The sequence below is a fragment of the Marinobacter guineae genome (genome assembly GCF_002744735.1).
In the GTDB taxonomy this organism is placed as follows: Bacteria; Pseudomonadota; Gammaproteobacteria; order Pseudomonadales; family Oleiphilaceae; genus Marinobacter; species Marinobacter guineae.
The window spans coordinates 12,862-37,873 of record NZ_KZ319344.1 but is presented as its reverse complement, the minus strand read 5'-3'; the positions used below and the strand labels follow the sequence as shown (position 1 = coordinate 37,873).

20 protein-coding genes and 3 tRNA genes are annotated in these 25,012 nt (G+C 56.7%); 16 read left to right on the top strand and 7 right to left on the bottom strand.

What is annotated here, in order from left to right:
* Positions 1-15: 15 nt before the first annotated feature.
* The 3 genes from ampD (at position 16) to CLH62_RS19795 (ending at position 3,682) form a co-directional block, all read left to right on the top strand.
* Entirely contained in the window at positions 16-642 is a 627-nt protein-coding gene (gene ampD, locus CLH62_RS19805) for a 1,6-anhydro-N-acetylmuramyl-L-alanine amidase AmpD (RefSeq protein WP_099619912.1), read from the top strand.
* Positions 643-1,530 (top strand): histidine kinase, encoded by an 888-nt coding sequence (locus CLH62_RS19800; RefSeq protein WP_099619911.1) that lies wholly within the window; start codon positions 643-645, stop codon positions 1,528-1,530.
* A gap of 121 nt (positions 1,531-1,651) precedes the next feature.
* Entirely contained in the window at positions 1,652-3,682 is a 2,031-nt protein-coding gene (locus tag CLH62_RS19795) for a methyl-accepting chemotaxis protein (protein ID WP_099619910.1), read from the top strand.
* Between the two features lie 23 nt (positions 3,683-3,705).
* Here the strand turns inward: CLH62_RS19795 and CLH62_RS19790 are convergent, their stop codons facing one another.
* From CLH62_RS19790 to CLH62_RS19775, 4 genes are all read right to left on the bottom strand, one after another.
* Positions 3,706-4,599 (bottom strand): ketopantoate reductase family protein, encoded by an 894-nt coding sequence (locus CLH62_RS19790; RefSeq protein ID WP_099619909.1) that lies wholly within the window; start codon positions 4,597-4,599, stop codon positions 3,706-3,708.
* 5 nt (positions 4,600-4,604) lie between these two features.
* Positions 4,605-7,457 carry a valine--tRNA ligase gene (locus CLH62_RS19785; protein WP_099619908.1) on the bottom strand — a complete coding sequence of 951 codons (2,853 nt, stop codon included), beginning with the start codon at positions 7,455-7,457 and terminating at the stop codon, positions 4,605-4,607.
* 83 nt (positions 7,458-7,540) lie between these two features.
* The gene (locus tag CLH62_RS19780) at positions 7,541-8,053 is read right to left on the bottom strand and encodes a DNA polymerase III subunit chi (RefSeq protein ID WP_099619907.1); all 513 of its coding nucleotides are present in this window, start codon (positions 8,051-8,053) and stop codon (positions 7,541-7,543) included.
* On the bottom strand, positions 8,040-9,533 hold the full coding sequence (locus tag CLH62_RS19775; protein ID WP_099619906.1) for a leucyl aminopeptidase: 1,494 nt from the start codon (positions 9,531-9,533) through the stop codon (positions 8,040-8,042). The genes CLH62_RS19780 and CLH62_RS19775 overlap by 14 nt, the downstream gene beginning before the upstream one ends.
* Positions 9,534-9,775: 242 nt before the next feature.
* Between CLH62_RS19775 and lptF the strand changes: the two genes are divergently transcribed.
* Together lptF and lptG are read left to right on the top strand one after the other, a co-directional pair.
* Complete coding sequence (gene lptF / locus CLH62_RS19770; RefSeq protein WP_099619905.1) at positions 9,776-10,885, top strand: LPS export ABC transporter permease LptF; 1,110 nt, start codon at positions 9,776-9,778, stop codon at positions 10,883-10,885.
* Positions 10,872-11,933, top strand: coding sequence for an LPS export ABC transporter permease LptG (gene lptG, locus CLH62_RS19765; RefSeq protein ID WP_099619904.1), 1,062 nt, complete (start codon positions 10,872-10,874; stop codon positions 11,931-11,933). The genes lptF and lptG overlap by 14 nt, the downstream gene beginning before the upstream one ends.
* A 24-nt stretch (positions 11,934-11,957) precedes the next feature.
* On the opposite strand, the gene CLH62_RS19760 is transcribed toward lptG, so the two are convergent.
* A complete protein-coding gene (locus CLH62_RS19760; protein WP_099619903.1) occupies positions 11,958-12,512 on the bottom strand; it encodes an RDD family protein in 555 nt (184 codons plus the stop codon).
* Between the two features lie 141 nt (positions 12,513-12,653).
* On the opposite strand from CLH62_RS19760, the gene alaS reads away from it, so the two are divergent.
* The 8 genes from alaS (at position 12,654) to CLH62_RS19720 (ending at position 18,573) form a co-directional block, all read left to right on the top strand.
* Positions 12,654-15,284, top strand: coding sequence for an alanine--tRNA ligase (gene alaS, locus CLH62_RS19755; RefSeq protein WP_099619902.1), 2,631 nt, complete (start codon positions 12,654-12,656; stop codon positions 15,282-15,284).
* 104 nt (positions 15,285-15,388) lie between these two features.
* Positions 15,389-16,627: an aspartate kinase gene (locus tag CLH62_RS19750; protein ID WP_099619901.1), complete on the top strand. Its 1,239-nt coding sequence runs from the start codon at positions 15,389-15,391 to the stop codon at positions 16,625-16,627.
* 184 nt (positions 16,628-16,811) lie between these two features.
* Positions 16,812-17,009 (top strand): carbon storage regulator CsrA, encoded by a 198-nt coding sequence (gene csrA / locus CLH62_RS19745; protein ID WP_008172808.1) that lies wholly within the window; start codon positions 16,812-16,814, stop codon positions 17,007-17,009.
* A 126-nt stretch (positions 17,010-17,135) separates the two neighbouring features.
* A tRNA-Ser gene (locus tag CLH62_RS19740) sits at positions 17,136-17,225 on the top strand.
* A gap of 63 nt (positions 17,226-17,288) precedes the next feature.
* Positions 17,289-17,365, top strand: a tRNA-Arg gene (locus tag CLH62_RS19735).
* Between the two features lie 26 nt (positions 17,366-17,391).
* Positions 17,392-17,468 (top strand) — tRNA-Arg (locus CLH62_RS19730).
* A 360-nt stretch (positions 17,469-17,828) separates the two neighbouring features.
* Entirely contained in the window at positions 17,829-18,020 is a 192-nt protein-coding gene (locus CLH62_RS19725; RefSeq protein ID WP_099619900.1) for a hypothetical protein, read from the top strand.
* A 40-nt stretch (positions 18,021-18,060) separates the two neighbouring features.
* Complete coding sequence (locus tag CLH62_RS19720) at positions 18,061-18,573, top strand: BCAM0308 family protein (protein ID WP_099619899.1); 513 nt, start codon at positions 18,061-18,063, stop codon at positions 18,571-18,573.
* 8 nt (positions 18,574-18,581) lie between these two features.
* On the opposite strand, the gene CLH62_RS19715 is transcribed toward CLH62_RS19720, so the two are convergent.
* Both CLH62_RS19715 and CLH62_RS19710 read right to left on the bottom strand, forming a co-directional pair.
* The gene (locus CLH62_RS19715) at positions 18,582-20,438 is read right to left on the bottom strand and encodes a HAMP domain-containing methyl-accepting chemotaxis protein (protein WP_099619898.1); all 1,857 of its coding nucleotides are present in this window, start codon (positions 20,436-20,438) and stop codon (positions 18,582-18,584) included.
* A 251-nt stretch (positions 20,439-20,689) separates the two neighbouring features.
* The gene (locus tag CLH62_RS19710) at positions 20,690-21,226 is read right to left on the bottom strand and encodes a DUF2058 domain-containing protein (protein ID WP_099619897.1); all 537 of its coding nucleotides are present in this window, start codon (positions 21,224-21,226) and stop codon (positions 20,690-20,692) included.
* Between the two features lie 106 nt (positions 21,227-21,332).
* Here CLH62_RS19710 and dbpA point away from each other — a divergent pair, with 106 nt between their 5' ends.
* The 3 genes from dbpA to oadA all read left to right on the top strand — a co-directional run bounded on the left by dbpA (position 21,333) and on the right by oadA (position 25,010).
* On the top strand, positions 21,333-22,706 hold the full coding sequence (dbpA, locus tag CLH62_RS19705) for an ATP-dependent RNA helicase DbpA (protein WP_099619896.1): 1,374 nt from the start codon (positions 21,333-21,335) through the stop codon (positions 22,704-22,706).
* Between the two features lie 223 nt (positions 22,707-22,929).
* A complete protein-coding gene (locus CLH62_RS19700) occupies positions 22,930-23,181 on the top strand; it encodes an OadG family protein (RefSeq protein WP_099619895.1) in 252 nt (83 codons plus the stop codon).
* A 41-nt stretch (positions 23,182-23,222) separates the two neighbouring features.
* Complete coding sequence (gene oadA / locus CLH62_RS19695; protein ID WP_099619894.1) at positions 23,223-25,010, top strand: sodium-extruding oxaloacetate decarboxylase subunit alpha; 1,788 nt, start codon at positions 23,223-23,225, stop codon at positions 25,008-25,010.
* Positions 25,011-25,012 lie beyond the last annotated feature (2 nt).

The window sequence follows — 25,012 nt, the reverse complement described above, 5'->3', positions numbered from 1 at the left end:
ACTTTTGGAATTACTTTGCCTGATTCAGATGTTTTTTCCGCGAGCCTTCCCGATTCCGGTGCCGACCGAAATGCGCTTCGTGAAACCGGCAGGGTTCCTTTTGCGCGCTGGTGTCCTTCGCCAAACTTCGGGCCTCGTCCTGAAGGTGCTGCGATCTCCTTGCTGGTCGTCCACAACATCAGTCTTCCCCCGGGACAGTTTGGTGGCCCGGAAATAGAAGACTTCTTCTGTAACTGTCTTGACCATTCTGCCCATCCCTATTTTGAGGCCATAGCCGGTATTCAGGTGTCTGCCCATCTGCTGATTCGGCGTGATGGCAATGTTGTGCAGTTTGTCAGCCTGCTGGATCGCGCCTGGCACGCCGGGCGTTCGTGTTTTGAGGGGCAGGAAGAATGTAATGATTTTTCCATCGGTATCGAGCTTGAGGGTACCGATGACACACCTTATACCCCGGAACAATATCGCAAGCTGGCACAGGTAGCGAACCTGGCTATGGCCGCCTGGCCGGACATTACTGATCGACGTATTGCTGGCCATTGCGATATCGCGCCCGGCCGGAAGACCGATCCCGGGCCGGCGTTTGACTGGGAGCTTTTTGCGGCAGTCCTTGACGATAACCGGTCGGCAAGGAAGGGCGTGTAAATGGTCCTGATTGTGTTTCTCCTGGCTTATATGGTGCGCCGGCGCCTGGACTCGCTGGACTTGCTCAACGGCGATGATCTGTGGCGCCGGTGGTTTCACAATGGCAGCCGGGTAAAGGCAGGCCATGAGGCCGGAATTACGACCGGACTTGCATTGGTTGTTTTTCCTGCATTTTTGCTGGGACTGGCGGAGTATTTACTGATTTCCTCCGACTGGCGGATGGCAGCCTATCCCGTTGAGTTTCTGGTTCTGGTAGCCGTCATGGGAACCCCCGGATGGCGGAAGGTACTCCGGGTCTATGCAGAGGCATGGCAGCGGGGAGACATGCAGTCGGCCTGGCTCCACGTAAAAGACCACTTGCCCGCCGAAGAGCGTGGTGCTGCCCTGTCCCCGGAGGCGATGCATCTCTCCCTCTCTAAAGCACTGTTGGTCTCGGTTTTTCAGCGCTTTTTTCTAGTGGCTTTCTGGTATGTCGTCGGCGGTGTCGGCCTGGCGGTTTTGGCCCGCGGGCTGGTTGCACTTGCGGATCATTGGCCCCAGGCACCGGCCCGGCCAAGGTTCGCCAGAATGTCGGAATGGGCGGCGTGGATTCCGGCCAGACTGTTGTCACTCACCTTCGGAATTGCCGGGGATCTTGCTGGCTGGCTGCGGGAAACCCGCCATACGCTGACCGGAGTGACGAAAAAAACCGATGAAGTACTCATGATTTCCGCCAACGGGTCGTTAACCGGATATGCACTGGATCCGGCCCGCTTCTCACAGATTCATCCAGATGAGTGGACTGCTTTTGGCGGGCGAAGCCTGAGTGCAGTAAGGGATTTGCTGAACAGAAGCATGCTGGTATGGATCTGCACCCTCGCATTGTTGGTCATTTCTGGTATTGCCTGACCGGAATTTGATAAAACATTACAGTTTAACAACAAATAATGCTTAAGTTTTTAAGACTTTAGGCGACAATATAAGAAAAGAATACCTATTCAGTTGTTAAAGCTCCAGCGCGAGGATCACCGTGAAGCAACTCATTAATCCTGCCATCGCACTGATGAATCGGCTGCCAATGGTCTACAAGTTCAGTCTCATCAGCATTCTGTTTCTGTTACCTATTGGCGGGCTGTCCTGGCTTGTAATCTCCGAGCTCAATCGCTCTGTTCAAACCATGACCCGGGGTGTTGAGGGGCTTGAGCAGCTGCAGCAGGTTGATCGGCTGGTGGATGCAGCAATGGACTATCGCGACTACCACTCTCCAGCGGTCATCAAGGATGAGAGTGCCATCAAGGCGCTGTCGGAGGACGCTGCAGCTTCTGTAGACGCCACCCTTGAGGCACTGGTCGAGGAGAATCGTTCGTTTGATAGCTCAGGTTCGTGGGCCGAACAGGTAGGCGCGCTCCGGCAGGAATGGAAGGGCCTTCGAGCCGATGAGAACTATCTGGGAAATTTCGACCCCCAGTTCAAGTACTACCAGGAGTTTGTTCAGAAGGCTCAGGCCCTGCTACCTGCCACAATAGAAATATCCGGCCTGGGGCAGGGAACCTCCAGGGAGAACCAGCTTATTCTGGGCCTGCTCCGTGATTCACTCCCCGCAGCACGTACGGTTATCGGTCGGGCAAAATCCTACGGCATGTTTGCGCTGGTAGAAGGGCAGGTCGGTTACGCCCTGAGCGAAACCCTTAACGAAGTCTATGACCAGCTGACCAATCGCAGCTCGCTGCTATCGCCGGCGCTTTCTGTGGTCTCTGAATCGTCGCCGGATCTGGTGAGCCAGGCGGGTGATGCGATCGCAAGGGTGGATGAGAGCCTGACGGTCGTCCGTGATCAGCTGGACCAGAATGTCATTACGCCCATGCGCCTCGAAATGCCCTGGCAGGACTATGACGAACTGATTTCAGCCCAGTTGGCTCCCTTCGACCAGTTCAAAGCCGCAGCATTTGATGTGGTGGAAGCCAATCTCCGGTCAAGGCTAGAAAGTGAGGTCAATCAGCGGAGCCTTATTATCATTGCACTGGTTGCTATCCTCCTGGTGGTCGTTTACCTCTACGTCGGTTTCTTCATGTCGGTGCGCACGGCCATCAATCGGTTCAGCCAGGCCGCGAGGAACGTGGCGGCGGGCGATATGACTACCCACATCATGTTACGCAACCGCGACGAACTGGGTGAGCTGACGACCGAATTCAATAACATGACAGACCGGATTGCCGAACTGATTCGCTCCGTCGGCCGGACCACGGCGGACGTGGATCAGCAGGCTACCCGGGTAAATGATACGGCAGCAGCCAACAGTGAGGCTGTGGCACGCCAGATGGAAGAAAGCGGCCAGATCAATGAGGCCATGAACCAGATGGTTGAGGCGGTGCATGAGGTGACTGAGAGTGCTCACCGGGTCGCCGACAGTGCCGGCAATGCCGAACGTGATACTGAAACGGGGCGGGGTGTGGTTGCCGGTACGGTCAGTACAATCAACAAACTGGCCACCGAGATCTCTGGTGCGGTTGAGGTGATCAATCGGGTAAGTAAGGACAGCGACAACATCAGCCAGGTTCTTGTGGAAATCAAGGCCATTGCAGAGCAGACCAATCTGCTGGCGCTGAATGCCGCAATCGAAGCCGCCAGAGCAGGTGAGCAGGGACGCGGGTTTGCGGTAGTTGCCGATGAAGTCCGGTCGCTGTCACAGCGCACACACAAGTCGACCGAAGAGATCGAAGGGATGATCTCAAGGTTGCAGAGTGGTGTTAAGGACGCTGTGTCCGCCATGACCAACAGCCGGGATGTCACCGAAACAACGGTTCAGAAGTCCGGTGAAGTGACCGAAGCCCTGGACCGGATCGCCAATGGTATCTCGGTCATTGTGGATATGAGCCACCAGATCGCCCAGGCAGCGGAGGAGCAGTCCGCCGTCGCAAAAAACGTGAATTCGAATGTTGAGCAGATTGGCGAACTGGGCAAAAAGACCGCTGCTAACGCCGAGGAGACGCTCGGTTCGTCAAGGGAAATGTCGGAACTGACGGCGTCGCTTCAGCGGCTGGTGGAGGCCTTCAAGGTCTGACCGTAAGTTGCCGTGTGTACCTGTTAGCGTGACCACAGCTGGTGAACCCGTTCGGTCAGCATCTGGTTCACCGGTGTCCGGATGCCGAGGTCTTTTCCAAGCTTCCACAGATAGCCATTAATGAAGTTTATCTCCGTGGTCCGGCCCTTGAGAACATCGGCCCGCATCGACGAGGTGTTGCGGGCGGTCTTGTGGGCAACAGTCTCTATCCGCTCACGAAGGGCTTCCGGCGTTTGCTCACCCTGACCGCTGGCTCGCATCAGCGCTGACAGTTCGTGACATAGCCCGTCGATAGTATCCCGATAGAGGGGGAAGGCGAGGATATCGCCGTTGGGGCAGTCCAGCAGGGCCGTGTAGGGGTTGATGCCGGCGTTGATAACGAGCTTTTGCCAGAGTCGCTGCAGTATGTCTTGCTCGGGATGTATGGTCAGACCGCTGGCGCTCAGCAACTCAACCACAGTGTTCAGTTGGCTGCCAGCGGATTCAGTCATCGGCCCGATCCAGGTGTCGCCGGTGCCGGCGTGGACCAGTAGGTCCGGTTCCGGCCGGTTGGCGCCCTCGGTGGTGCTGGCTGCCAGGATAGGGCGATCCGGCCATCGGGCAGCCACCCTCTGCTGACTGCCGAGGCCGTTCTGGAAAAGAATGATCGGAGTAGTGCCGGGGAACTGGTCAATCACCCCGGCAATGGCGTCAACGGTGTCGCCGGCCTTGGTTGTGACCAGAATCACGCCGGGATCGTCACTGGCCCGAAGCCATGGAATCCGGGCGATCAACTCCCGGCCGTTGATGGGCCGGAACCGGTAGCTGATATCGGCCTCGGGCGACCCACCGGGCCTGGCAATGAACGCAACACTGCCGACAGGCAGCAAAGCCGCCCACAGCCTGCCCAGCGAGCCTGCACCGAGGATACCGATCATGCCGTTTACATGGTCTCGATGTCGGCCCGCTGCTGGCTCAGACGGGTCTGGTTGCTCTGGGCGTCACGGAGCTTTTCCTGCTCCTTCTCGACCACATCCGCCGGTGCCTTGGCGGTAAACTTTTCGTTGTTCAACTTGCCCTCAAGGCGCCCGATCTCTTTCTGCAGCCGCTCCAGCTCCTTGTCCAGGCGCTTGAGCTCCGAATCCTTGTCGATCACGCCGGCCATGGGGACCAGCACTTCCATCTCACCGACAAGCTGGGTGGCAGACATGGGGGCCTTGTCGCCTTCAAACCAGTCGAGGCTCTCCAGCTTGGCCAGGGAGCCCAGGAACTGGCGGTTGTCATCCATGCGGCGCTGGTCTTCGGCGTCTTTGCCCCGCAGCAAGACGGGGATCTTTTTAGCCGGGGAGATGTTCATCTCGCCACGAATGTTGCGCACGGCCACGATGACACCCTTGACCCATTCAATATCGGCGGTAACGGCGGCATCCTGCTTGCTGGCGTCTGGCTGCGGGAACGGCTGCAGCATGATGCTGTCGCCGGTTTTGCCCGCAAGTGGCGCAATGCGCTGCCAGATTTCCTCGGTGATGAACGGCATCATCGGGTGCGCCAGGCGCAGGACGGCTTCCAGCACCCGGACCAGGGTCCGGCGGGTGCCGCGCTTGGCTTCAGCACTGGCATTTTCGTCGTTCAGAACCGGCTTGGACAGTTCCAGGTACCAGTCACAGTATTCGTTCCAGATGAACTCGTACAGGGCATAGGCCGCCAGGTCGAAGCGGTACTGGTCCAGGTGACGGATGACATCCTGCTCGCAGCTTTGCAGCTCGCTGATGATCCAGCGATCGGCCAGGGACAGTTTCACCGGCTCATCATTGATGCCGCAGTCTTCGCCCTCGGTGTTCATCAGCACGTAACGGGCGGCGTTCCACAGCTTGTTGCAGAAGTTGCGGTAGCCTTCCAGGCGTTTCATGTCCCAGTTGATGTCGCGGCCGGTGGTGGCCATGGCCGCGAGGGTGAAGCGCAGGGCGTCGGTGCCGTGGGCGGCGATGCCTTCCGGGAATTCTTTCTGGGTGCGCTTGCCAATCTTCTCGGCCAGCCTGGGCTGCATCAGGTTGCCGGTACGTTTCTCCAGCAGGTCAGGCAGACTGATGCCGTCAATCATGTCCAGCGGATCAATCACGTTACCCTTGGACTTGGACATTTTGTCGCCGTGCTCGTCCCGGATCAAGCCAGTGACGTACACGGTGTGGAAGGGTACCTGGGGCGTGCCGTCCTCATTCTTCATGAAGTGCATGGTCATCATGATCATCCGGGCAACCCAGAAGAAGATGATGTCGAAACCGGTCACCAGGACGTCGGTCGGGTGGAAGGTCTTCAGACGCTCGGTGATTTCCGGCCAGCCCAGGGTGCCGAAAGTCCACAGGGCAGAGCTGAACCAGGTGTCCAGTACGTCGTCGTCCTGCTTCAGTTCCAGATCAGCCGCCAGGCTGTGCTTCTTGCGCACTTCGCCTTCATTGCGCCCGACATAGATGTTGCCTTCGGCGTCGTACCAGGCCGGAATCCGATGGCCCCACCACAACTGACGGGAAATACACCAGTCCTGGATGTCGCGCATCCAGGAAAAGTACATGTTTTCGTACTGCTTGGGCACGAACTGGATACGGCCATCTTCGACTGCTTCAATTGCCGGCTTGGCCAGGGTCTTGGCGTCGGCAAACCATTGATCGGTGAGCATGGGTTCGATGATCAGGCCAGAGCGGTCGCCGCGGGGCACGCTAAGCACGTGGTCTTCTTCCCGCTCGAGCAGGCCCCCGCCTTTCAGGTCGGAGACGATGGCTTTACGGGCTTCCTCGCGGGTGAGTCCGGCATAAGCTCCTGGCATCTGGCCGTCGAGTTCGGTGTTTTCGGTGCCGTCGGAGTTGAATACCTCAGCCACGATCCGGATGTTAGCATCCTGGGTCAGGACGTTGATCATGGGCAGGTTGTTGCGCTTGCCCACGGCGTAGTCGTTAAAATCATGGGCCGGGGTGATCTTCACGCAGCCGGAGCCCTTTTCCGGGTCGGCGTGGTGGTCGGCCACAATCGGAATTCTGCGATTCACCAGCGGCAGTAGCACGTGCTTGCCAATCAGGTGCTGGTAGCGCTCGTCTTCCGGGTGCACTGCAACGGCAGTGTCGCCCAGCATGGTTTCAGGGCGGGTGGTCGCAACGACTACATAGTCTTTGCCGTCTTGCGTCTTGGCGCCGTCCGCCAGCGGGTAACGCAGGTGCCAGAAGAAGCCCTTCTCTTCCTTGTTTTCAACTTCGAGATCCGAAATGGCTGTGTGCAGCTTCGGGTCCCAGTTCACCAGCCGCTTGCCTCGGTACACCAGGCCTTCGTCGTACAGCCGGATGAACACTTCCTGCACGGCTTTGTAGAAGCCATCGTCCATGGTGAAGCGTTCGTTGTCCCAGTCCACGGAGTTGCCGAGGCGGCGAATCTGGCGAGTGATGGTGCCACCGGAGTGTTCTTTCCAGTCCCAGATGCGCTTAATGAATTCTTCCCGGCCCAGGTCGTGGCGGGTTTTGTCTTCTTCAGCGGCCAGTTTGCGTTCAACCACCATTTGGGTGGCGATGCCGGCGTGGTCGGTGCCAACGGTCCACAATGCGTTGCGGCCCTGCATGCGCTTGAAGCGGGTGAGGGTGTCCATGATGGTGTGCTGGAACGCATGGCCCATGTGCAGGCTGCCGGTAACGTTGGGCGGCGGGATGGCGATGCTGAATGATTCACCTTCGCCGGAGGGGCGGAAGTACCCTTTGGATTCCCAGTTTTCGTACCACTGGCGCTCGATGTTTTCTGGCTGGTAGGTTTTTTCCATGGGTTTCTGCAGTGACCGTTGGTTGATTCGCAAGGGAAAATTGAGACGCCCGATTATACATGGTCGCCCTGTTTGCGGCGAACCTAACGCTTTCTCTGATCATGCACTCGAGGTTCAATCCCCAGAGCTCGCAGCTGTTTAAAATGCGACCGCGCCTGGTTCAGGACATTGGGGTCGTTATGTGCCACCAGAGCAAGTCGTTTAAACCGGTCCGCATTCGCTGGCAACGTTGCCGAGAGGATGATCACAGTCTCCCAGTCTTCTGCCACTGGCGGGCATAGCAGGATGCCCACGGAATCTGTGCAGGTGGTGGCGGAGTCGGGAACCACGCTGTGGGGGATGAACGCATCGGGGCTGAAGTTCCAGAGCAGGTCATCGAGTTCCTCCGCGTGTTGCATGGTGTCGCAAACGACGCACACACGGTCGCCCTGCTGCCAGGCTTTGTCCACGAGTCTGGTGGCGTGGAGGTTGCGGGCGGCGGGGGTGTTCTGGGCGAGGATGTGGAACCAGTATCGTTGGTTCGGGTCTTCCTTGCCGGAGGGGCCGGCAGCGGGGCTGCCGGTCTCCGGTGGATTGGCCGGGTTACTTTCCTGCATGGGACATCAGGTAGTCGACCAGCATGGGTACGGGGCGGCCCGAGGAACCCTTGGCTTTGCCGGAGTGCCAGGCGGTGCCGGCGATGTCCAGATGGGCCCAGCGGTAGTCTTTGGCAAATCGGGACAGGAAGCAGGCGGCGGTAATGGTGCCGGCCGGGCGGCCGCCGATGTTGGCCATGTCGGCGAAGTTGCTGTCGAGCTGGCTCTGGTATTCGTCCCAGAGCGGTAGGCGCCAGGCGCGGTCACCGGCGCGTTCGCCTGCAGCCAGTAATTCGTTGGCAAGATCGTCGTTGTTGGCGAGCAGGCCGGTGGCGTGGTTGCCCAGGGCGATGATGCAGGCACCGGTGAGGGTGGCCAGATCAATGACCGCGGCAGGGTCAAATTTCTTCACATAGGTGAGGGCGTCACAAAGTACCAGGCGGCCCTCGGCATCAGTGTTGAGGATTTCAACGGTCAAGCCGGAAAGGGTGGTAACGATGTCGCCCGGGCGCGAGGCGCCGCCGTCCGGCATGTTCTCGGCTGCGGCGATCACGGCCACTACGTTGATCTTGGGCTGGGTTTCGGCCAGCACTTGCATGGCGCCGAATACGCTGGCGGAGCCGCCCATGTCGTATTTCATTTCGTCCATGCCTTCGCCGGGTTTGAGGCTGATGCCGCCTGTGTCGAAGGTGATGCCTTTACCCACCAGTACATGGGGCTTGTCCTTGGCCTTGCCGCCACGGTATTCCATTACAATCAGCCGTGGCGGCTGGGTGCTGCCCTTGCCGACGGCGAGAATGGTGTTCATCCCCATTTTTTCCATCTGCTTTTCGTCAAGCACTTCGGTCTTGATGCAGTCGTAGTCCTTGGCGAGCTTCTTGGCCTGCTGGGCCAGCCACTCCGGGTGGCAGATGTTGGGCGGGGTGTTGCCCAGGTCGCGGGTGAAGTTCATGCCGCGGCCGGTGGCGAGGCCCAGATTGAACGCATCTTTCAGATCTTTGGTGGCACTCGAGGCAACTACAACAACTTTATTCAGTTTGCGGGCTGTCGGCTTTTCGCTCTTGAAGTCGCTGAAGGTGTAGAGCTGGTCTTCCAGAGTGCGGCCGATAAGGCTGAGGCGGGCGGACTCAGAACTAACCGCGTCGTCGCCGGTTACCGGGGTGTCTGCAAGGGCGACAGCGACACTTTTTGAGGGGCCATCTTTCAGAGCGGTCATCATGGCGATCAGGGCCTTGCGATAGTTTGCAGGCGTTCGGTCTGCGTCATTACCTGTCCCAACCACCAGTAGGCGACCCCAGGGCTGATCTGTCAGCGGAATGGCCGCCGTGGTGGCGTTCTTGCCGCTAAGGTCGCCGGCTTTCTGGAGTTTCTTGATCAGCCCGCCCAGCGCCTCGTCTGCCTGGTTGGTGGAGTGCGGCCAGGTGCCTTTTTCAGGCAAGCCGACAACGAGGCAGTCTGTTTTGGTGCTGGCGATGGCTTTATTGCTCAGGCTGAAATTCATGGCAACTCCTGTCGATTGTTCTGGATACGTCCGCCAGAGGCGGGAATCGTGCTTGAATGTGATTTACTCTAGCATTGGGGCTGGCAAGGAAATTATCAAGCGGTTCATCCCGCTTGCAGGCCTGTCAGGCCCTTCATGCCGGTGTAATACCGCTACTCTGTCATTCGGCATCAAGGTTACATAGAATACGCGCAGTTCCCAGCATCCTCCACGTTTCACCGGATACGGCCAGAGAGACCGATTTGAGCATCATTTTCCGTTACCTCATTCGCCAGGCCATGATCAGCATGGTTGCCGTTTCGGGCATCCTGTTGCTGGTGTTTATGAGTGGCCGTTTTCTGAAGTACCTCGACAGCGCAGCTGAAGGGAGTATTTCGGCCGGGGTGCTGTTTGAAATAATGGCCTATCGATTCCCCGGTTTCCTTGAGCTGATCCTGCCACTTGGCCTGTTTATAGGGATTTTGCTGGCTTATGGGCGGATGTATCTCGAAAGCGAGATGACGGTCCTCTATGCCTGTGGTGTGAGCAACAAGGCATTGCTTGGTAAAACCCTGATTGGCAGCTTTCCGGTGATGATCATTGTCGGGGCCATGAGCCTCTATGTTTCTCCGTGGGGAATGAAGCAGGTTGAGGACATTATCAACGAGCAGCGCAAGGCCACGGAATTTGAAATGCTGGCGCCCGGGAGGTTCCAGGATTTTTCCTCAGGCGGGCGAGTGACCTACACCGAAAGTCTCAGTGAGGACAAGCGCCAGCTGCGGGGCGTTTTCATTGCTGAATACGCCCAGGACGGTAAGGACCTGACCATTATCACCGCTGAAACCGGTTCACAGCTGATAGATTCGGAAACCGGCAGCCGCTTTCTCATACTTGAAGGGGGAGGCAGGTTTGAGGGTGTCGCTGGCCAGCTCGATTACAACCTGATTGACTTTGAAGCCTATGGTCTGAGGATCGAGAGCGGTAAAACCGGAGTTCAGGAACTTGAAAAAGGAGTCAGCACCCTGAGCCTGGTGCAATCAGATAGCCTGGAAGACCGGGCATTGCTTCACTGGCGCCTTTCCCTGCCTCTTATTGTTCCGGTCGTTGCCTTGCTGGCGGTGAGTCTGAGCCGGGTTAACCCCCGGCAGGGCCGCTTTTTTCACTTGTTGCCGGCGATGCTGGTCTACATCACCTACCTCGGCCTGCTTATTGTGGCCCGGGACTGGCTCGCTGCGGGCAAGGTCCCCGAGTGGATTGGTATGCTCTGGGTGCATGCGCTGTTCACAGCGTTGGGGCTCTGGCTCCAGTTTGGCCCCAACTGGCTGCACCGGCGGCGCATAGCCCGGGAGGGAGGTGCTCATGCGCAGGGTTGACGGGTATGTAATGCGCACGGTTGGCGGCGCCATGTTCCTGGTGATGGTTGTTGTGCTGTCACTGGATCTGGTTTTTGCATTCATTGCCGAGCTGGATAATACCCGCAATGACTACCAGACACTTCAGGTGCTCTGGCATATTCTCCTGACCGTGCCGCGCCGAATTTACGATTACCTGCCGCTCGGGGCTTTCATGGGTTGCCTGGTTGGCCTCGGCTCCATGGCCAGTTCCTCGGAACTCACGGTCATTCGCGCTGCCGGGGTGTCACTCAGGCGCATTGTCTGGTCGGCCATGAAGCCGGCACTCGTGGTGGTCTTGTTGGGCGTTTTGATCGGCGAATATGTTGCACCTGCGGCCGAGCGTTTGGCTCAGAGCGACAAGGCTGTGGCCCTCGGGGCGGGAAGAAATGTGGCGTCGGCGTCTGGCGTCTGGCACAAGGAGGGGGATGTTTATATTCACCTCAATGCAGTCCAGCCGAACGGCGTGCTGCACGGTATCTCGCGATTCCGTCTCAATGATGATCGTCAGCTGGTCTCGGCCAGTTTTGCCGAACGGGCAATTTTTCAGGGCGACTACTGGCTGCTGGAGAATGTCCGGACCACGAATTTTGAGGGCAATAGAACCACTCGTTCTGAAAACCATACCCTGGAATGGGAGACTGGTTTGTCCCCAGGCGTACTGAGCGTTCTGATCGTTAAACCGGAAAATCTTTCCATGACAGGGTTGTACACCTACGCCAGGTATCTCGGGGAGCAGCGCCTGAATGCCTCGCGATACTGGCTGGCCTTCTGGAAAAAAGCACTGATGCCGCTGGGCACGGCCGTCATGGTACTGGTTGCCATATCCTTCATCTTTGGCCCCCTTCGTTCAGTCACCATGGGTTTTCGGGTGTTCACGGGGCTGCTGGTGGGGCTCCTGTTCAAATACATGCAGGACCTGTTAGGCCCCATGAGCCTGCTCTACGGGTTTAACCCGATGCTGGCGGTGTTGGTGCCCATCGCGGTTAATGCAGTGGTGGGCGCAATCCTGATGCGCCGGGCCGGATGATCCGCCCGGTTACACCGCCGGTTTTCACCTGTTCGCCGACTGCTTCTTTCCCGATTCTCTGGGTAAGGAGACAACCACGCTGTCGGACAGCCGGTCTGTGACAGACAGGCCGTTGATAGGGTAGAACAGGGCGATCATGGCCGGAACGGAAAGGAACAGTGTTGCTGCGCTCAGGTAGTAGCTCGCGAGCAGGGTCAGGAAGATGACCGCTGCGGCGGTAACATAGCGAATCAGTGCCTGGGTCCAGCTGACGGAAGTGCCGTCCAGGTTCTCGATGCGGACTCGCCACACCTGCATCCCCAGGGTTTGCCCGAGGCGCGTCCAGAAGTAGGCAAAAAACAGGTAAAGCACCAGGAACAGCACGAAGGTCAGGCCTGGGTCACTGGAAAGCTGGCCGGCCTCGGCCATCTGCTCGTAGCGGTCCCAGCCGGTGATCCACCCGGCAACCATGGTGTAAGCCCAGGTGGCTACCAATAGCACGGCAATGCTGATCAAACCGTCGTAAATAATCGCCAGGGCACGTTTCAGGGCAGTGGCTGGTGGCAATAGTTCCTCGGCGTCATGGAAGCGTCGGGGCATGGAATCTCCTGTGATGTTTCACGTTTTGCCTGTTCTCGGCGTGTGCTAGAGTAGCGGATTTGCACAAGCATGTAAGTAATCGTATTCAATCGCGGACCCGGCGGCATTCCCGGCGGGTTTCTGGAAAGGTATCAAAGGGCTATGAAAACCGCAGAGTTGCGACAGGCATTCCTGGACTATTTCAAACAGCAAGGTCACACCATTGTTCCAAGCAGTTCGCTGGTACCAGCGGACGACCCCACATTGCTGTTTACCAATGCGGGAATGAACCAGTTCAAGGACCTCTTCCTTGGCCGTGAAGAGCGCGACTATACCCGGGCAACATCGTCCCAGAAATGCGTCCGCGCCGGTGGCAAACACAATGACCTGGAGAACGTGGGTTATACCGCTCGCCACCACACCTTCTTTGAAATGCTGGGCAACTTCAGTTTCGGGGATTACTTCAAACGTGAGGCTATCAATTATGCCTGGACTTTTCTCACCGGCAAGGATTGGCTAAACCTGCCTCAGGACAAGCTCTGGGTGACGGTTTACGCTGAAGACGACGAGGCTTTCGAGATCTGGAACAGGGAAATCGGTGTTCCGGCAGACCGGATTGTCCGCATTGGTGATAACAAGGGCGGTCGCTATGCGTCTGACAATTTCTGGCAGATGGGCGATACCGGTCCCTGCGGCCCCTGCACCGAAATCTTCTTCGATCATGGCCCGGATGTGGCCGGTGGGCCTCCGGGTTCTCCGGAAGAGGACGGCGACCGCTATATTGAAATCTGGAACGTGGTGTTCATGCAGTACAACCGTACTGCTGACGGCGAGATGCTGAAGCTGCCCAAGCCTTCCGTGGATACCGGCATGGGGCTGGAGCGGATTACCGCTGTGCTTCAGGGCGTTCACAGCAACTATGAGATCGATCTGTTCCAGGATCTGCTCACCGCGGCTTCGAAGGTTCTCGGTGGCGCTGCAACCACGGAGGCGTCTCTGCGTGTGGTGGCAGACCATATCCGCTCTTGCGCCTTCCTGATCGCCGACGGTGTAATGCCATCAAACGAGGGTCGCGGGTTCGTTCTGCGCCGGATCATTCGTCGCGCAGCCCGCCATGGCAACAAACTGGGAGCTACCGGGCCGTTCTTCTACAAGCTGACAGGTGCCCTGGTTGAACTGATGGGGGATGCCTTCCCGCAACTGGTGAGCAGTCGCAAACAGATCGAGAAGGTGCTGCTGCAGGAAGAGGAGCAGTTCGTAAAGACCCTGGACAAGGGGCTGCGCCTGCTTGAGCAGGACATCGAAGAGCTGAAGGGCACGGAAATACCGGGTGAGACCATCTTTACCCTGTATGACACCTTCGGTTTTCCGGTAGATCTGACCAATGATATCGCCCGTGAGCGTGGTCTCACGCTGGATTACGATGGCTACGAGAAGGCCATGGAAGCCCAGCGCGAGCGTGCCCGGGCAGCCAGCAAGTTTGGCATCGACTATAACGCGGCCGGCCTGCAGATTGAGGGCAAAACCGAATTCACCGGATACGAGAACATCGACGGCCACGAGAAAATCCGGGCGGTGATCGTGAATGGTGAAGAAAAGACCGCTGAAGCGGGTGATGAAGCCGTTGTGGTGCTCGAGCGCACGCCGTTTTACGCCGAATCCGGTGGTCAGGTAGGCGACACCGGCCTGCTGACCTGGAGTGGCGGCCGGTTCAAGGTTACGGACACCCGCAAGGAAGGGGACAACCACCTCCACCTCGGCACCCTGATTGAAGGCGAGCTGTTCCCTGGGCTGGAAGTGGATGCGCGGATTGATCATGCCCGACGCGAGCGCACCAAGCGCAACCACTCGGCCACACACTTGCTCCATGCTGCCTTGCGAAAGGTGTTGGGTGAGCACGTGAGCCAGAAGGGTTCTCTGGTGGATCCGGACAAACTGCGTTTCGATTTCTCCCATTTCGAGGCATTGACCCCTGAGCAGTTACGGGAAATAGAGCGCCAGGTAAATGAGCAGATTCTGGAAAACAGCCCGGTGCAGACTGAAATAACCGACATGGAAAAGGCCCAGGAAAAGGGCGCCATGGCACTGTTTGGTGAAAAATACGGTGATGTGGTCCGAGTGCTGAGCATGGGTACCGATAACTACTCGGTTGAACTTTGCGGCGGAACTCACGTGGGCCGGACCGGTGATATTGGGCTATTCCGAATTACCTCGGAAAGTGGCATTTCCTCGGGTGTGCGTCGTATCGAGGCGGTAACCGGCATGGGTGCACTGAACTGGATCGATGAAACGGAGCGCACCCTGCGTGAGACCGCTCGACTCGTAAAGGGCACGCGGGAATCCGTGGTCGAGAAGGTTCAGCAGACCATTGATCGCAATCGTCAGCTCGAGAAAGATATCGATGCCCTGAAAGCCAAACTGGCGAGTTCTGCCGGCAGCGACCTGGCTGGCTCTGCTGTAGACGTCGCCGGCCTCAAGATAGTTGCTTCCGAAATGGAAGGCGCGGATCGCAAAGCCCTGATGGAAACCGCTGATCAGCTCAAGAACAAGCTGGGTGAGGGTGTTGTTGTTCTCGCCAGCGTTGAGGATGGCAAGGTGACCCTGGTTGCCGGTGTCACCAAGTCTGCTACTGGCAGGATCAAGGCCGGGGATCTGATGAAGCACCTCGCGGCGCAGGTCGATGGCAAGGGGGGTGGTCGTCCCGATATGGCCCAGGGCGGGGGTAACGATCCGTCGAAACTGGCGGAGGCACTGGCGGGCGTTCCGGCCTGGGTTGAAAAAAATATCGCTTAAGCAACTGTTTTATTGGGCGGGCTGAGGTTTATAATCCAGCCCGTTTATTTTAAGGGGCGGAGCGTTGTTCCGCTGTGAGTCCCCGTTTCGGATATTGGAAGAAAATGGCTCTGTTGGTTCAGAAATTTGGTGGCACCTCGGTGGGCACCACCGAGCGTATCGAAGCGGTTGCCGAAAAGGTGTGCCGTTTCCGCAATGAAGGTCATGATGTTGTTGTCGTGGTTTCCGCCATGAGTGGTGAAACCAACCGGCTGATTGCCCTTGCCAACAACATCATGGAGGAGCCGACTCCCCGTGAAATGGACGTGCTCGTCTCCACTGGCGAACAGGTGACGATTGCACTTCTGTCCATGGCTCTTCAGAAGCGTGGCTGTGAAGCCCGCTCATACACCGGCTCCCAGGTGCGGATTGTTACAGACAGCACCCATACCAAGGCACGCATCAAACAGATCGACGAGCAGCGTATGCGTGAAGATCTTGATGCGGGTCGCGTGGTGGTTGTTGCCGGTTTCCAGGGCATTGACGAGAACGGGAATATTACCACGTTGGGTCGTGGCGGTTCAGATACCACCGCAGTGGCGCTGGCGGCAGCTTTGAAGGCCGATGAGTGCCAGATCTACACCGACGTGGATGGTGTGTATACAACCGATCCCCGTGTGGTGGACAGCGCCCGACGCCTTGAGCGTATTACCTTTGAAGAAATGATCGAAATGGCGAGCCTTGGCTCCAAGGTTCTTCAGATCCGCTCTGTAGAGTTTGCAGGCAAATACAACGTTCCATTACGGGTTCTTTCCAGCTTCCAGGAAGGGGAAGGCACCCTGATTACTCTTGAGGATGAAAACGCCATGGAACAACCGGTTGTTTCCGGCATTGCTTTTAACCGTGACGAAGCCAAACTGACAATATCCGGTGTGCCCGATACTCCGGGCAGTGCTCTGCGGATTCTCAAGCCTATTAGCGATGCCAATATTGAAGTGGACATGATTGTCCAGAACGTGGGTGAGGATAACAAAACCGCATTTACCTTTACCGTGCACCGTAATGATTTCAAGCGTGCCAGGGAAGTACTCCAGGGCGTTGCTGATCAACTCGGTGCCCGTGAAGTGGGCGGGGACAGCAAGATTGCGAAAGTCAGCATTGTGGGCGTTGGTATGCGGTCACACGCCGGTGTTGCGACTCAGATGTTTGAAGCGTTGTCCAATGAAGGCATCAACATTCAGATGATCTCCACGTCGGAAATCAAGATTTCTGTGGTGATCGATGAGAAATATCTTGAGCTTGCGGTTCGTGCCCTTCACAGTGCATTCGAGCTCGACAAGCCCGGGGTAGACGAGGCCCGATAACGCAGGTAACAGGTCGATCTGCGGGGCTGTATAAAAAAGAGATTCATTAACTGAGCCTATGATATCGCGGACCCGTATAAGGGAATGTGCGTCTGTTGTTCGGCTAGTGATCTCACTATAAAAGTGGAAAAGCAGATAAAAACCATTTGTCGGAACAGGTAGCTCTAGATAGGGAGTAAGGGATATGTTGATTCTAACTCGCCGTGTTGGCGAAACTCTGATGGTCGGCGACGATATCACCGTCACCGTTCTGGGAGTGAAGGGCAATCAGGTGCGCATTGGCGTCAATGCCCCTAAGGAAGTCGCGGTACACCGTGAAGAAATCTATCAGCGAATTCAGTCGGAAAAAGGCTCCGAAGAGCCGGAACCCGGCAATAGCTGAAAGTCAAAAAGCCGTTCATGGGTGACCTGAACGGCTTTTTTGGTTTACGGGGACGCCTAGGCCGAAAAAACTCGTGTCAACCCTATGAAATCAGAAAAATTATGGTAGTATACGCCCCGTTCTCAAGGAGAGGTGGGTGAGTGGCTGAAACCAGTTCCCTGCTAAGGAACCGTACGAGCAATCGTACCGAGGGTTCGAATCCCTCCCTCTCCGCCATTTCCTTTACCGGGAAATCGAGACAGGTTAATGTAGCATTCAACCACAGCAAGTGATCAATGTGCGGCTGTAGCTCAGCTGGATAGAGTACCTGGCTACGAACCAGGCGGTCGGAGGTTCGAATCCTCCCAGCCGCGCCATCGATCAACCTTGCCATCAGTTTTAAGCGGCTGTAGCTCAGCTGGATAGAGTACCTGGCTACGAACCAGGCGGTCGGAGGTTCGAATCCTCCCAGCCGCGCCATATCAAGACCAAAACGCCTCAGTCTGTGTACCCACAGGTTGAGGCGTTTTGCTTTGTATGGCTGGGAGGATTTGAACCGACAAGAGGTTCGACCAAAACCCACGCAGTGGGTTGAGGAACGCCGGAGCTTTGCGACGGCGGCCCCGAAGGGGAAGGGGCGAAGGCCCGCATAATCCTCCCAGCCGCGCCATATCAAGACCAAAGCGCCTCAGTCTGTGTACCTCACAGGTTGAGGCGTTTTGCTTTGTCCTCCCGATATTGCCCCCCGTCAATTTTAATCTGATCAATATTTGCGCAAGCCTCGCCTCCCTGACTATTCTTCTAGACGTAAGGAACAATAAGCGAACAGGAGGTCCACCCATGAGCAAAACAGTAAACGGTTCCTACCAGGATCACGATCAGGCCAAAAACACTTGGGACGATTTGATCGCAACCGGTATTCCCAGGGACAATATCTACATTGACGAAGACGCCAAACTCGTCAAGGTCATTGTGCCTGCAGACACCGAACGGGAGGTTCGGGAAATTTTCGATCGCCACAAGCTTCAATGAAACCGGGAAATCCGTCAAAAACAGGGAAAGGAGCACCAACATGAGTGGCAAAGATGGGGATGTGGCTGGGCGCGGACGCGGGGACCGACTTCTCAAAGAGGAGATTCACGATCCCTATATGGCCAGAAGCAAGCCCAAGGAGCCTACTGTGTGCCCGGAGTGCGGCGCCATTTTTCACAAGGGGCGCTGGCAGTGGTCGGCGGCCGATCCAGCAGAGAAAGCTCATGAACTGATGTGCCCCGCCTGTGAGCGGATCCGCGATGATATGCCCGCTGGCATACTTACGCTCTCTGGCGCCTTCCTCGGCAAGCATCGGGATGAAATCCTAAGGCTCATCCACAACAAGGTTGAGGAAGAAAAGGCCGAGCACCCAATGAAGCGGCTGATGGGAGTTGAGGATGGTGAGGAAGGGGAGCTGATCGCCAAGTTCACCGACCTTCATCTTCCTCGGGGCGCTGGGGAAGCCATTGAGCGAGCCTACGACGGCGAGCTGGAAATCCAGTACACCAAGGAATCGAATCTGGTCCGGGTGTACTGGAACCGTGATGAGTGAGTACTGGCTTAGAGCCTGAAACGGGAAACCAGGTTCTGCAGTTCGCTGCCGAGTCTGGCCAGTTCGCTGCTGGAACTTGCGGTCTGGTTGGATGAAGCTGCGGACTGATCGGTCACATCCCGGATGCTGGTTATATTCTGGTTGATTTCCTCAGCTACCGATGTCTGTTGTTCGGATGCCGTGGCAATCTGACTGTTGTATTGTTTTATATCCTCAACGGCTCTGGTTATGAGCTCAATGGTAGCTCCCGTCGCTTTGGCGCGCTCCAGTGTGTTGGCGGCCATGGTGGTGCTTGATTCCATCGCGGATACCGAGTCTCCTGCACTGCTCTGAAGCGACGTTACCAATGTCTCGATTTCCCGAGCCGACGATTGGGTCCGTTGGGCCAGGGAGCGGACTTCGTCAGCAACCACGGCGAAGCCCCGGCCCTGCTCACCAGCGCGTGCCGCCTCAATGGCCGCATTCAGCGCAAGAAGGTTGGTCTGCTCGGCCACGGATTTGATGACATCCAGAACGGTGCCGATGTTGGCAGTTTCCTTTTGCAGGCCGTGAATGGTTTCCATGCTCTGGTTCACTTCCCTGGCCAGGTTATTGACCTGCTCGACCGTTTCCCGAACTTCCCGCTCACCCTCGCTAGCCTGGCTGGCGGCATCGGTTGCGACAGAAAATGCCTGCTCCGCGCTTTGCGCAATCTCGCTGACAGTAGCGGTCATCTCATTCATGGCCGTTGCAACCTGATCAGTCTCCTGTTTCTGGCGATTGATGCCATCACTGGTCTGGCTGGTGACTGTTGAAAGCTCTTCAGCCGAAGCGGCGATGTTAGAGGCGCCGGATTCGATGCTTCTGACCAGTTCCCGCAGGCTTGTTACCATGGTTGCCAGGGCAGCCATTAACCGACCAATTTCGTTGGTTCCGGCCGCATTTATGTCGACAGTCAGGTTGCCTGAGGCAACTTCAGACGCGATGGCCACTGCCTGATTGACCGGAGAAACGATAGCGCGGGTAATGAGGTAGGCCATTAATACGCCAAGTACAACGGCGACGCCCGTTGCACCAAAGATCAACCAGGATGCCTGCTGGCGGTCGGCTTCCATCTTTTCGACCTGAAGCCTGCGAAGACCGGTTGCAGACTTGATGGCGCTCCTTGCGGTGCTGACCATGTCATCCGACAAGCGGCTGCCGGCCCCGGTCAGCTCTACAACCGCCTGGAACTCGGTGACATAGGTATCGAGCGCTGCGTTGATCTGTTCTTTTTCTTCGGCAGTGATGGCAGCTGACTTCAGCGGGTTCTGGACCCTTTTGGCGTCGCCAAGAAACGCCTTGACGCTGGCTTCGTCGTGCTCGATCAGGAACTTGCGCTCTGATCGGCGCATATCCTCAAAAATCGCTGAGGCAAAAAACAGCGAACTGTGGGCCTTGAGTGATGATCCAAAGATTCTGGCGCTGGTCTCAAGGCGGCTGAGGGCTTCTTCCCGGGCAGTGATGTTTGTCTCAACCTCTCCCATCAGTTGCTGGTACTGCTTCACATCAGACTGAATGTTGCCCAAAGTGTTGGTGCTGTCAGTATCAGTCAGCAGAGGCTCTATCTTGTTGGTTAATTCGAGAACGCGATCGCCTTGCGCCTGGGTTTTGGTGACTGCATCGGCTTCGCCGGTCAGGAGAAAGTTCTTTTCTTCGACACGAGCTTCGGTGAGGTCGGTATTCACTTGCCCGAGCATGGCAACGATATTCGATCTTTGGCCATAGCTGTCCAGGGCGCGGTCACCCACTATGCCCACCAGAATGGTCAGCAGCAGCAGGATGGCAAATCCGCCGGCGAGTCTGGTTCGGATGGTCATGTTGGCGAAGAGTTCTGGAAAGCGCATTGTTGTAATGTTCCTGGAGGATTTGAGATTTGCCGCTCCGACCTTTACAGCTCAACTCGTCAGTCACAAGCCGGATGGCTTTTCTGATACGTTTTGAAGGGTAAAGGTGGCTTTTGTTTGACTAATATTAAGTCGGTTTACGGCTGCTTATTCCAGAACTTTACAGTTACAGATGATTACCGGGTGTATTTTAACGTGATACAGAAGAGTGAGTTTCTGGCTCTGAGCGCTATCAGAACCAGACGGTTCAATTACCACATCAGATCATCAGGGATCTCATAACCCGCATAGGGATCGTCTTCTCCCACGTCATCCTTGTTGCGGTCGTGGAGTACGACAACGGCATTCTCATCACGCTCCATGATCTTCCGGGCAACGCCCTCTGCCAGGATCTCGTAATTGTCGTTGATATGGACAATGGCCAGTCGGCCACGGGAAAGCTGATCGACCATTTTGTCGTCGACAAAAATCTTCTTGATCTTTTTGTCGTGGACAAACTGATAGGAGGTTTCACCCCGGCTGCGGTCGAGGCGGTTCGATTCGACTAATTGGCGTATCTGTGCCTGGATCGCTTTTCTCTCAGCTGCCTGTTGGCGCTCAAGATTCAGCTGGCGATCACGTTCGGCCTTTTCTTCGCGGGCCTGGCGCGCCCGGATCTCGGCCTCGTTCACCTGAACAGCGCCTTTGGGTTGCTGTTTGCGTTGCTTGCGCTTTTCACTGCGAATGGTTTTGGCTTTTTTCTCATCGGCAAGGCCGGCTTTCAGCAATTGGTCCTGAAGGGATGCCATCAGTAACTCCGTTCTTTAGTTGCAAATTCTGGTATCATTTGTCGTTAGTATACGCCCTCATTATTGCCTTCATAACCAGCATCCGCTGATTCCGGGATTTTCTTTTATGTCTTCTTTTAACGACTTCGGTTTGTCTTCTGCCATGCGTGCAAATCTTGAACAGCTGGGTTTTGCAAAACCCACAGAGATACAGGCAAAGGCGTTAGCACCAGGGCTGGCGGGTAAAGACGTGATTGCCATGGCAAAAACCGGGAGTGGTAAAACCGCTGCATTTGGCATCAGCCTGATTGAGCGGCTGAATCCACGATTGTTCGCGGTGCAGTCATTGATTTTATGCCCGACCCGGGAGTTGGCGGACCAGGTAGCCAAGGCGTTGAGGGAGCTGGCCCGCGCCCGGGAAAACATCAAGATACTGACCCTGTGCGGGGGTGTGTCGATCGGGCCGCAGATCGGTTCGCTCAGCCATGGGGCGCACATTGTTGTTGGCACGCCCGGCCGGATTCAGGACCACCTGCGCAAGGAAACCCTCTCGCTCGCGCGCCTGAAGACCGTGGTTCTCGATGAAGCAGATCGCATGCTGGATATGGGCTTTCAGGATGCCATGGAAGACATCCTCTCGCAGACGCCAGGCTCGCGGCAGACCATGATGTTCTCGGCAACCTGGCCGGCTCCGATCCGTGAACTCAGCAAACAGTATCAGAAAGCCCCGGTTGACGTTCGCGCAGAAGCCGATGGCGATAACCCGGACATCGAAGAACTGTTCTACGAGGTAGCGCCTCAACAAAAGGCGGGAGCCATTGTGGCACTGCTTTCCGAGAAACAACCTGAGTCCTGCATCGTTTTCTGTACCACCAAGCAGCAGTGTGACGAGATGGCGGAAGACCTGGGTAATCGGGGTTTTTCGGCGCTGGCATTGCATGGCGATCTGGAGCAAAGGGATCGTGACAGCGTGCTGGTGCGTTTTGGCAATCAAAGCTGTTCGATTCTGGTTGCCACCGACGTGGCCGCCCGCGGCTTGGATATCAAGTCTCTGCCATTGGTTATCAACGCGGATCCCGCGCGGGATCCCGAAGTTCACACCCATCGCATCGGGCGTACCGGGCGAGCAGGGGAGCAGGGCCATGCAGTCACCTTCTGCACGCCGGCCCAGGGGCATAAGATCAGCCGGATTGAATCCGAGCGTGGGCTTGGCGTGGTCTGGGGTGACACCGAATCGCTTCTGGCTACGCCGGTAAAACCGGTTGCTCCTGCCATGCGAACCCTGTGCATCGCCGGTGGCCGCAAGGACAAAATCCGTCCTGGAGATGTTCTGGGGGCGCTAACAGGCGATGCTGGTATTCCCGGCAAAGCGGTTGGCAAGATAGATCTGTTTGATCATCAGTGTTTTGTCGCGGTTGAAAAGTCCCAGGCAGGAAAAGCACTGTCCAGACTTGAAAACGGTAAGGTCAAAGGCCGTAAAATACGCGTCCGGTATGCCTGAATGAGAATTGCTTCGAACCCTATGGTAACTGTCATTTTGGGCCTCGACGCTCGGAAACTCCCTATAGAATTTCGCATTCAGGTTGCCCGGGGCCACTGAAAACGGTAAATTACGCAGGATTTTGCCCCCCGAATTGTTGCGGAATGGCGTTAGACCTTAGTCTAACTGGTCAGTCCGGGCAGGGTTCGGGAGAAACATAAATCAATACAGGTAGCTGTTCGATATGAATGACCTGATGTCACAAGCCGTCGATCTGATGATTGCCGGAATGGGGTTTGTGTTCGTGTTCCTGATTGTTCTGGTTTTGGCGACACTTCTCATGTCCAAGCTCATAGGACGGTTTGCGCCGCCAGAGCCGGCAACCCCGGCCAAAACGCCACGTGCCAAGCCGAAGGCGCCTGCGTCGGTTGATCCCGACACTGCCGAGGCCATCAAAAAGGCGATCGCACAATTCCGGGCGCGCCACAAGAAGTGATCCGGTAACAAGATAGAACCTTTAAACAGAAGGCTGACACGATGACTGACACAAAGAAACCGCTGGGGATTACGGACGTTATCCTGCGTGACGCCCACCAGTCCCTGCTTGCCACCCGTATGCGGCTGGATGACATGCTGCCTATTGCCGAGAAACTCGACAAGGTCGGTTTCTGGTCTCTGGAATCCTGGGGCGGAGCCACCTTCGATTCCTGTATCCGTTATCTGGGCGAAGATCCCTGGGAGCGCATTCGCGAGCTGAAAAAGGCCATGCCCAACACACCGCAGCAGATGCTTCTGCGGGGCCAGAATCTGTTGGGTTACCGTCATTACGCGGATGATGTAGTGGACCGTTTCTGTGAGCGTGCCGCCGAGAACGGCGTCGACGTGTTCCGTATTTTTGATGCGATGAACGATCCCCGGAACCTGGACCGCGCCATCAAGGCCGTTCGCAAGACCGGCAAGCATGCCCAGGGCACTATTGCTTACACCACCAGCCCGGTCCACACCATTGAAATGTGGGTAGAGCTGGCGAAGGAAGTGGCCGACATGGGAGCGGACTCTATCGCCATCAAGGACATGGCGGGTATTCTCAAGCCCTACGTGGCCTTCGATCTGGTCAGCCGCCTGAAAAAAGAACTGGATATTCCGATTCACATGCAGTGTCACGCGACTACTGGCATGTCGACTGCCACCGCCATCAAGGCAGCGGAAGCCGGTATCGATAATGTGGACACCGCTATCTCCTCAATGAGTATGACCTACGGCCATTCGCCCACCGAAGCGGTGGTTGCGATTCTTGAAGGCACAGATCGGGATACCGGTCTGGACCTCAATCTGCTGGAAGAGATTGCCAGTTACTTCCGTGAAGTTCGGAAGAAGTATGCCAGGTTTGAAGGCAGCCTCCGTGGTACCGATTCCCGCATCCTGATTGCTCAGGTGCCGGGTGGCATGCTGACCAACATGGAAAACCAGCTGAGAGAGCAGAACGCTGCCGACAAGTTCGATGAAGTACTGGCCGAGATTCCCAAGGTTCGCGAGGACCTGGGCTTCATTCCGCTGGTAACGCCGACATCCCAGATTGTGGGTACCCAGGCGGTACTGAATGTTCTGACTGGCGAGCGTTACAAGTCTATTTCCAAGGAAACCTCTGCAATTCTCAAGGGCGAGTACGGTTCTGCACCTGCGCCGATGAACAAGGAACTGCAGGAGCGCGTTCTGGATGGAAAAGAGCCAGTTACCTGCCGTCCGGCAGATCTGATCGAGTCCGAGATGGACAAGCTGACTGATGAACTCAAGAAGCTGGCAGACGAGAAGGGCATCAAACTGGCGGAGAACACTGTAGACGATGTACTGACCTACGCGTTGTTCCCACAGATCGGCCTGAAGTTCCTGGAAAACCGTGGCAACCCGGATGCGTTTGAGCCGGTTCCGACCGCTGAAACTGCTGCTCCGGCGAAGAAGGCCGAAGGCCCCGAGACCTATACCGTGGAAGTGAACGGCAAGAAGTTTGTGGTTGCGGTTTCCGAAGGTGGTGAGATCACTCAGGTCCAGGGTGAGGGTGCTGCTGCTTCTGCACCGGCCGCTTCTTCGGCTCCGGCACCTGCAGCAGGCGAAGGCGAGCCTGTGGTTGCGCCTCTGGGCGGCAACATCTTCAAGGTTCTGGTTTCTCCGGGTGACGCCGTGGAAGAGGGCGATGTGATGATTATTCTCGAAGCCATGAAAATGGAAACCGAGATCCGCGCACCCAAGGCCGGTACTATCGGCGAAGTCTTCATCAAGGTCGGTGATGCCGTCTCCCCTGATGATGAAATGCTGACAATCGCATAAGG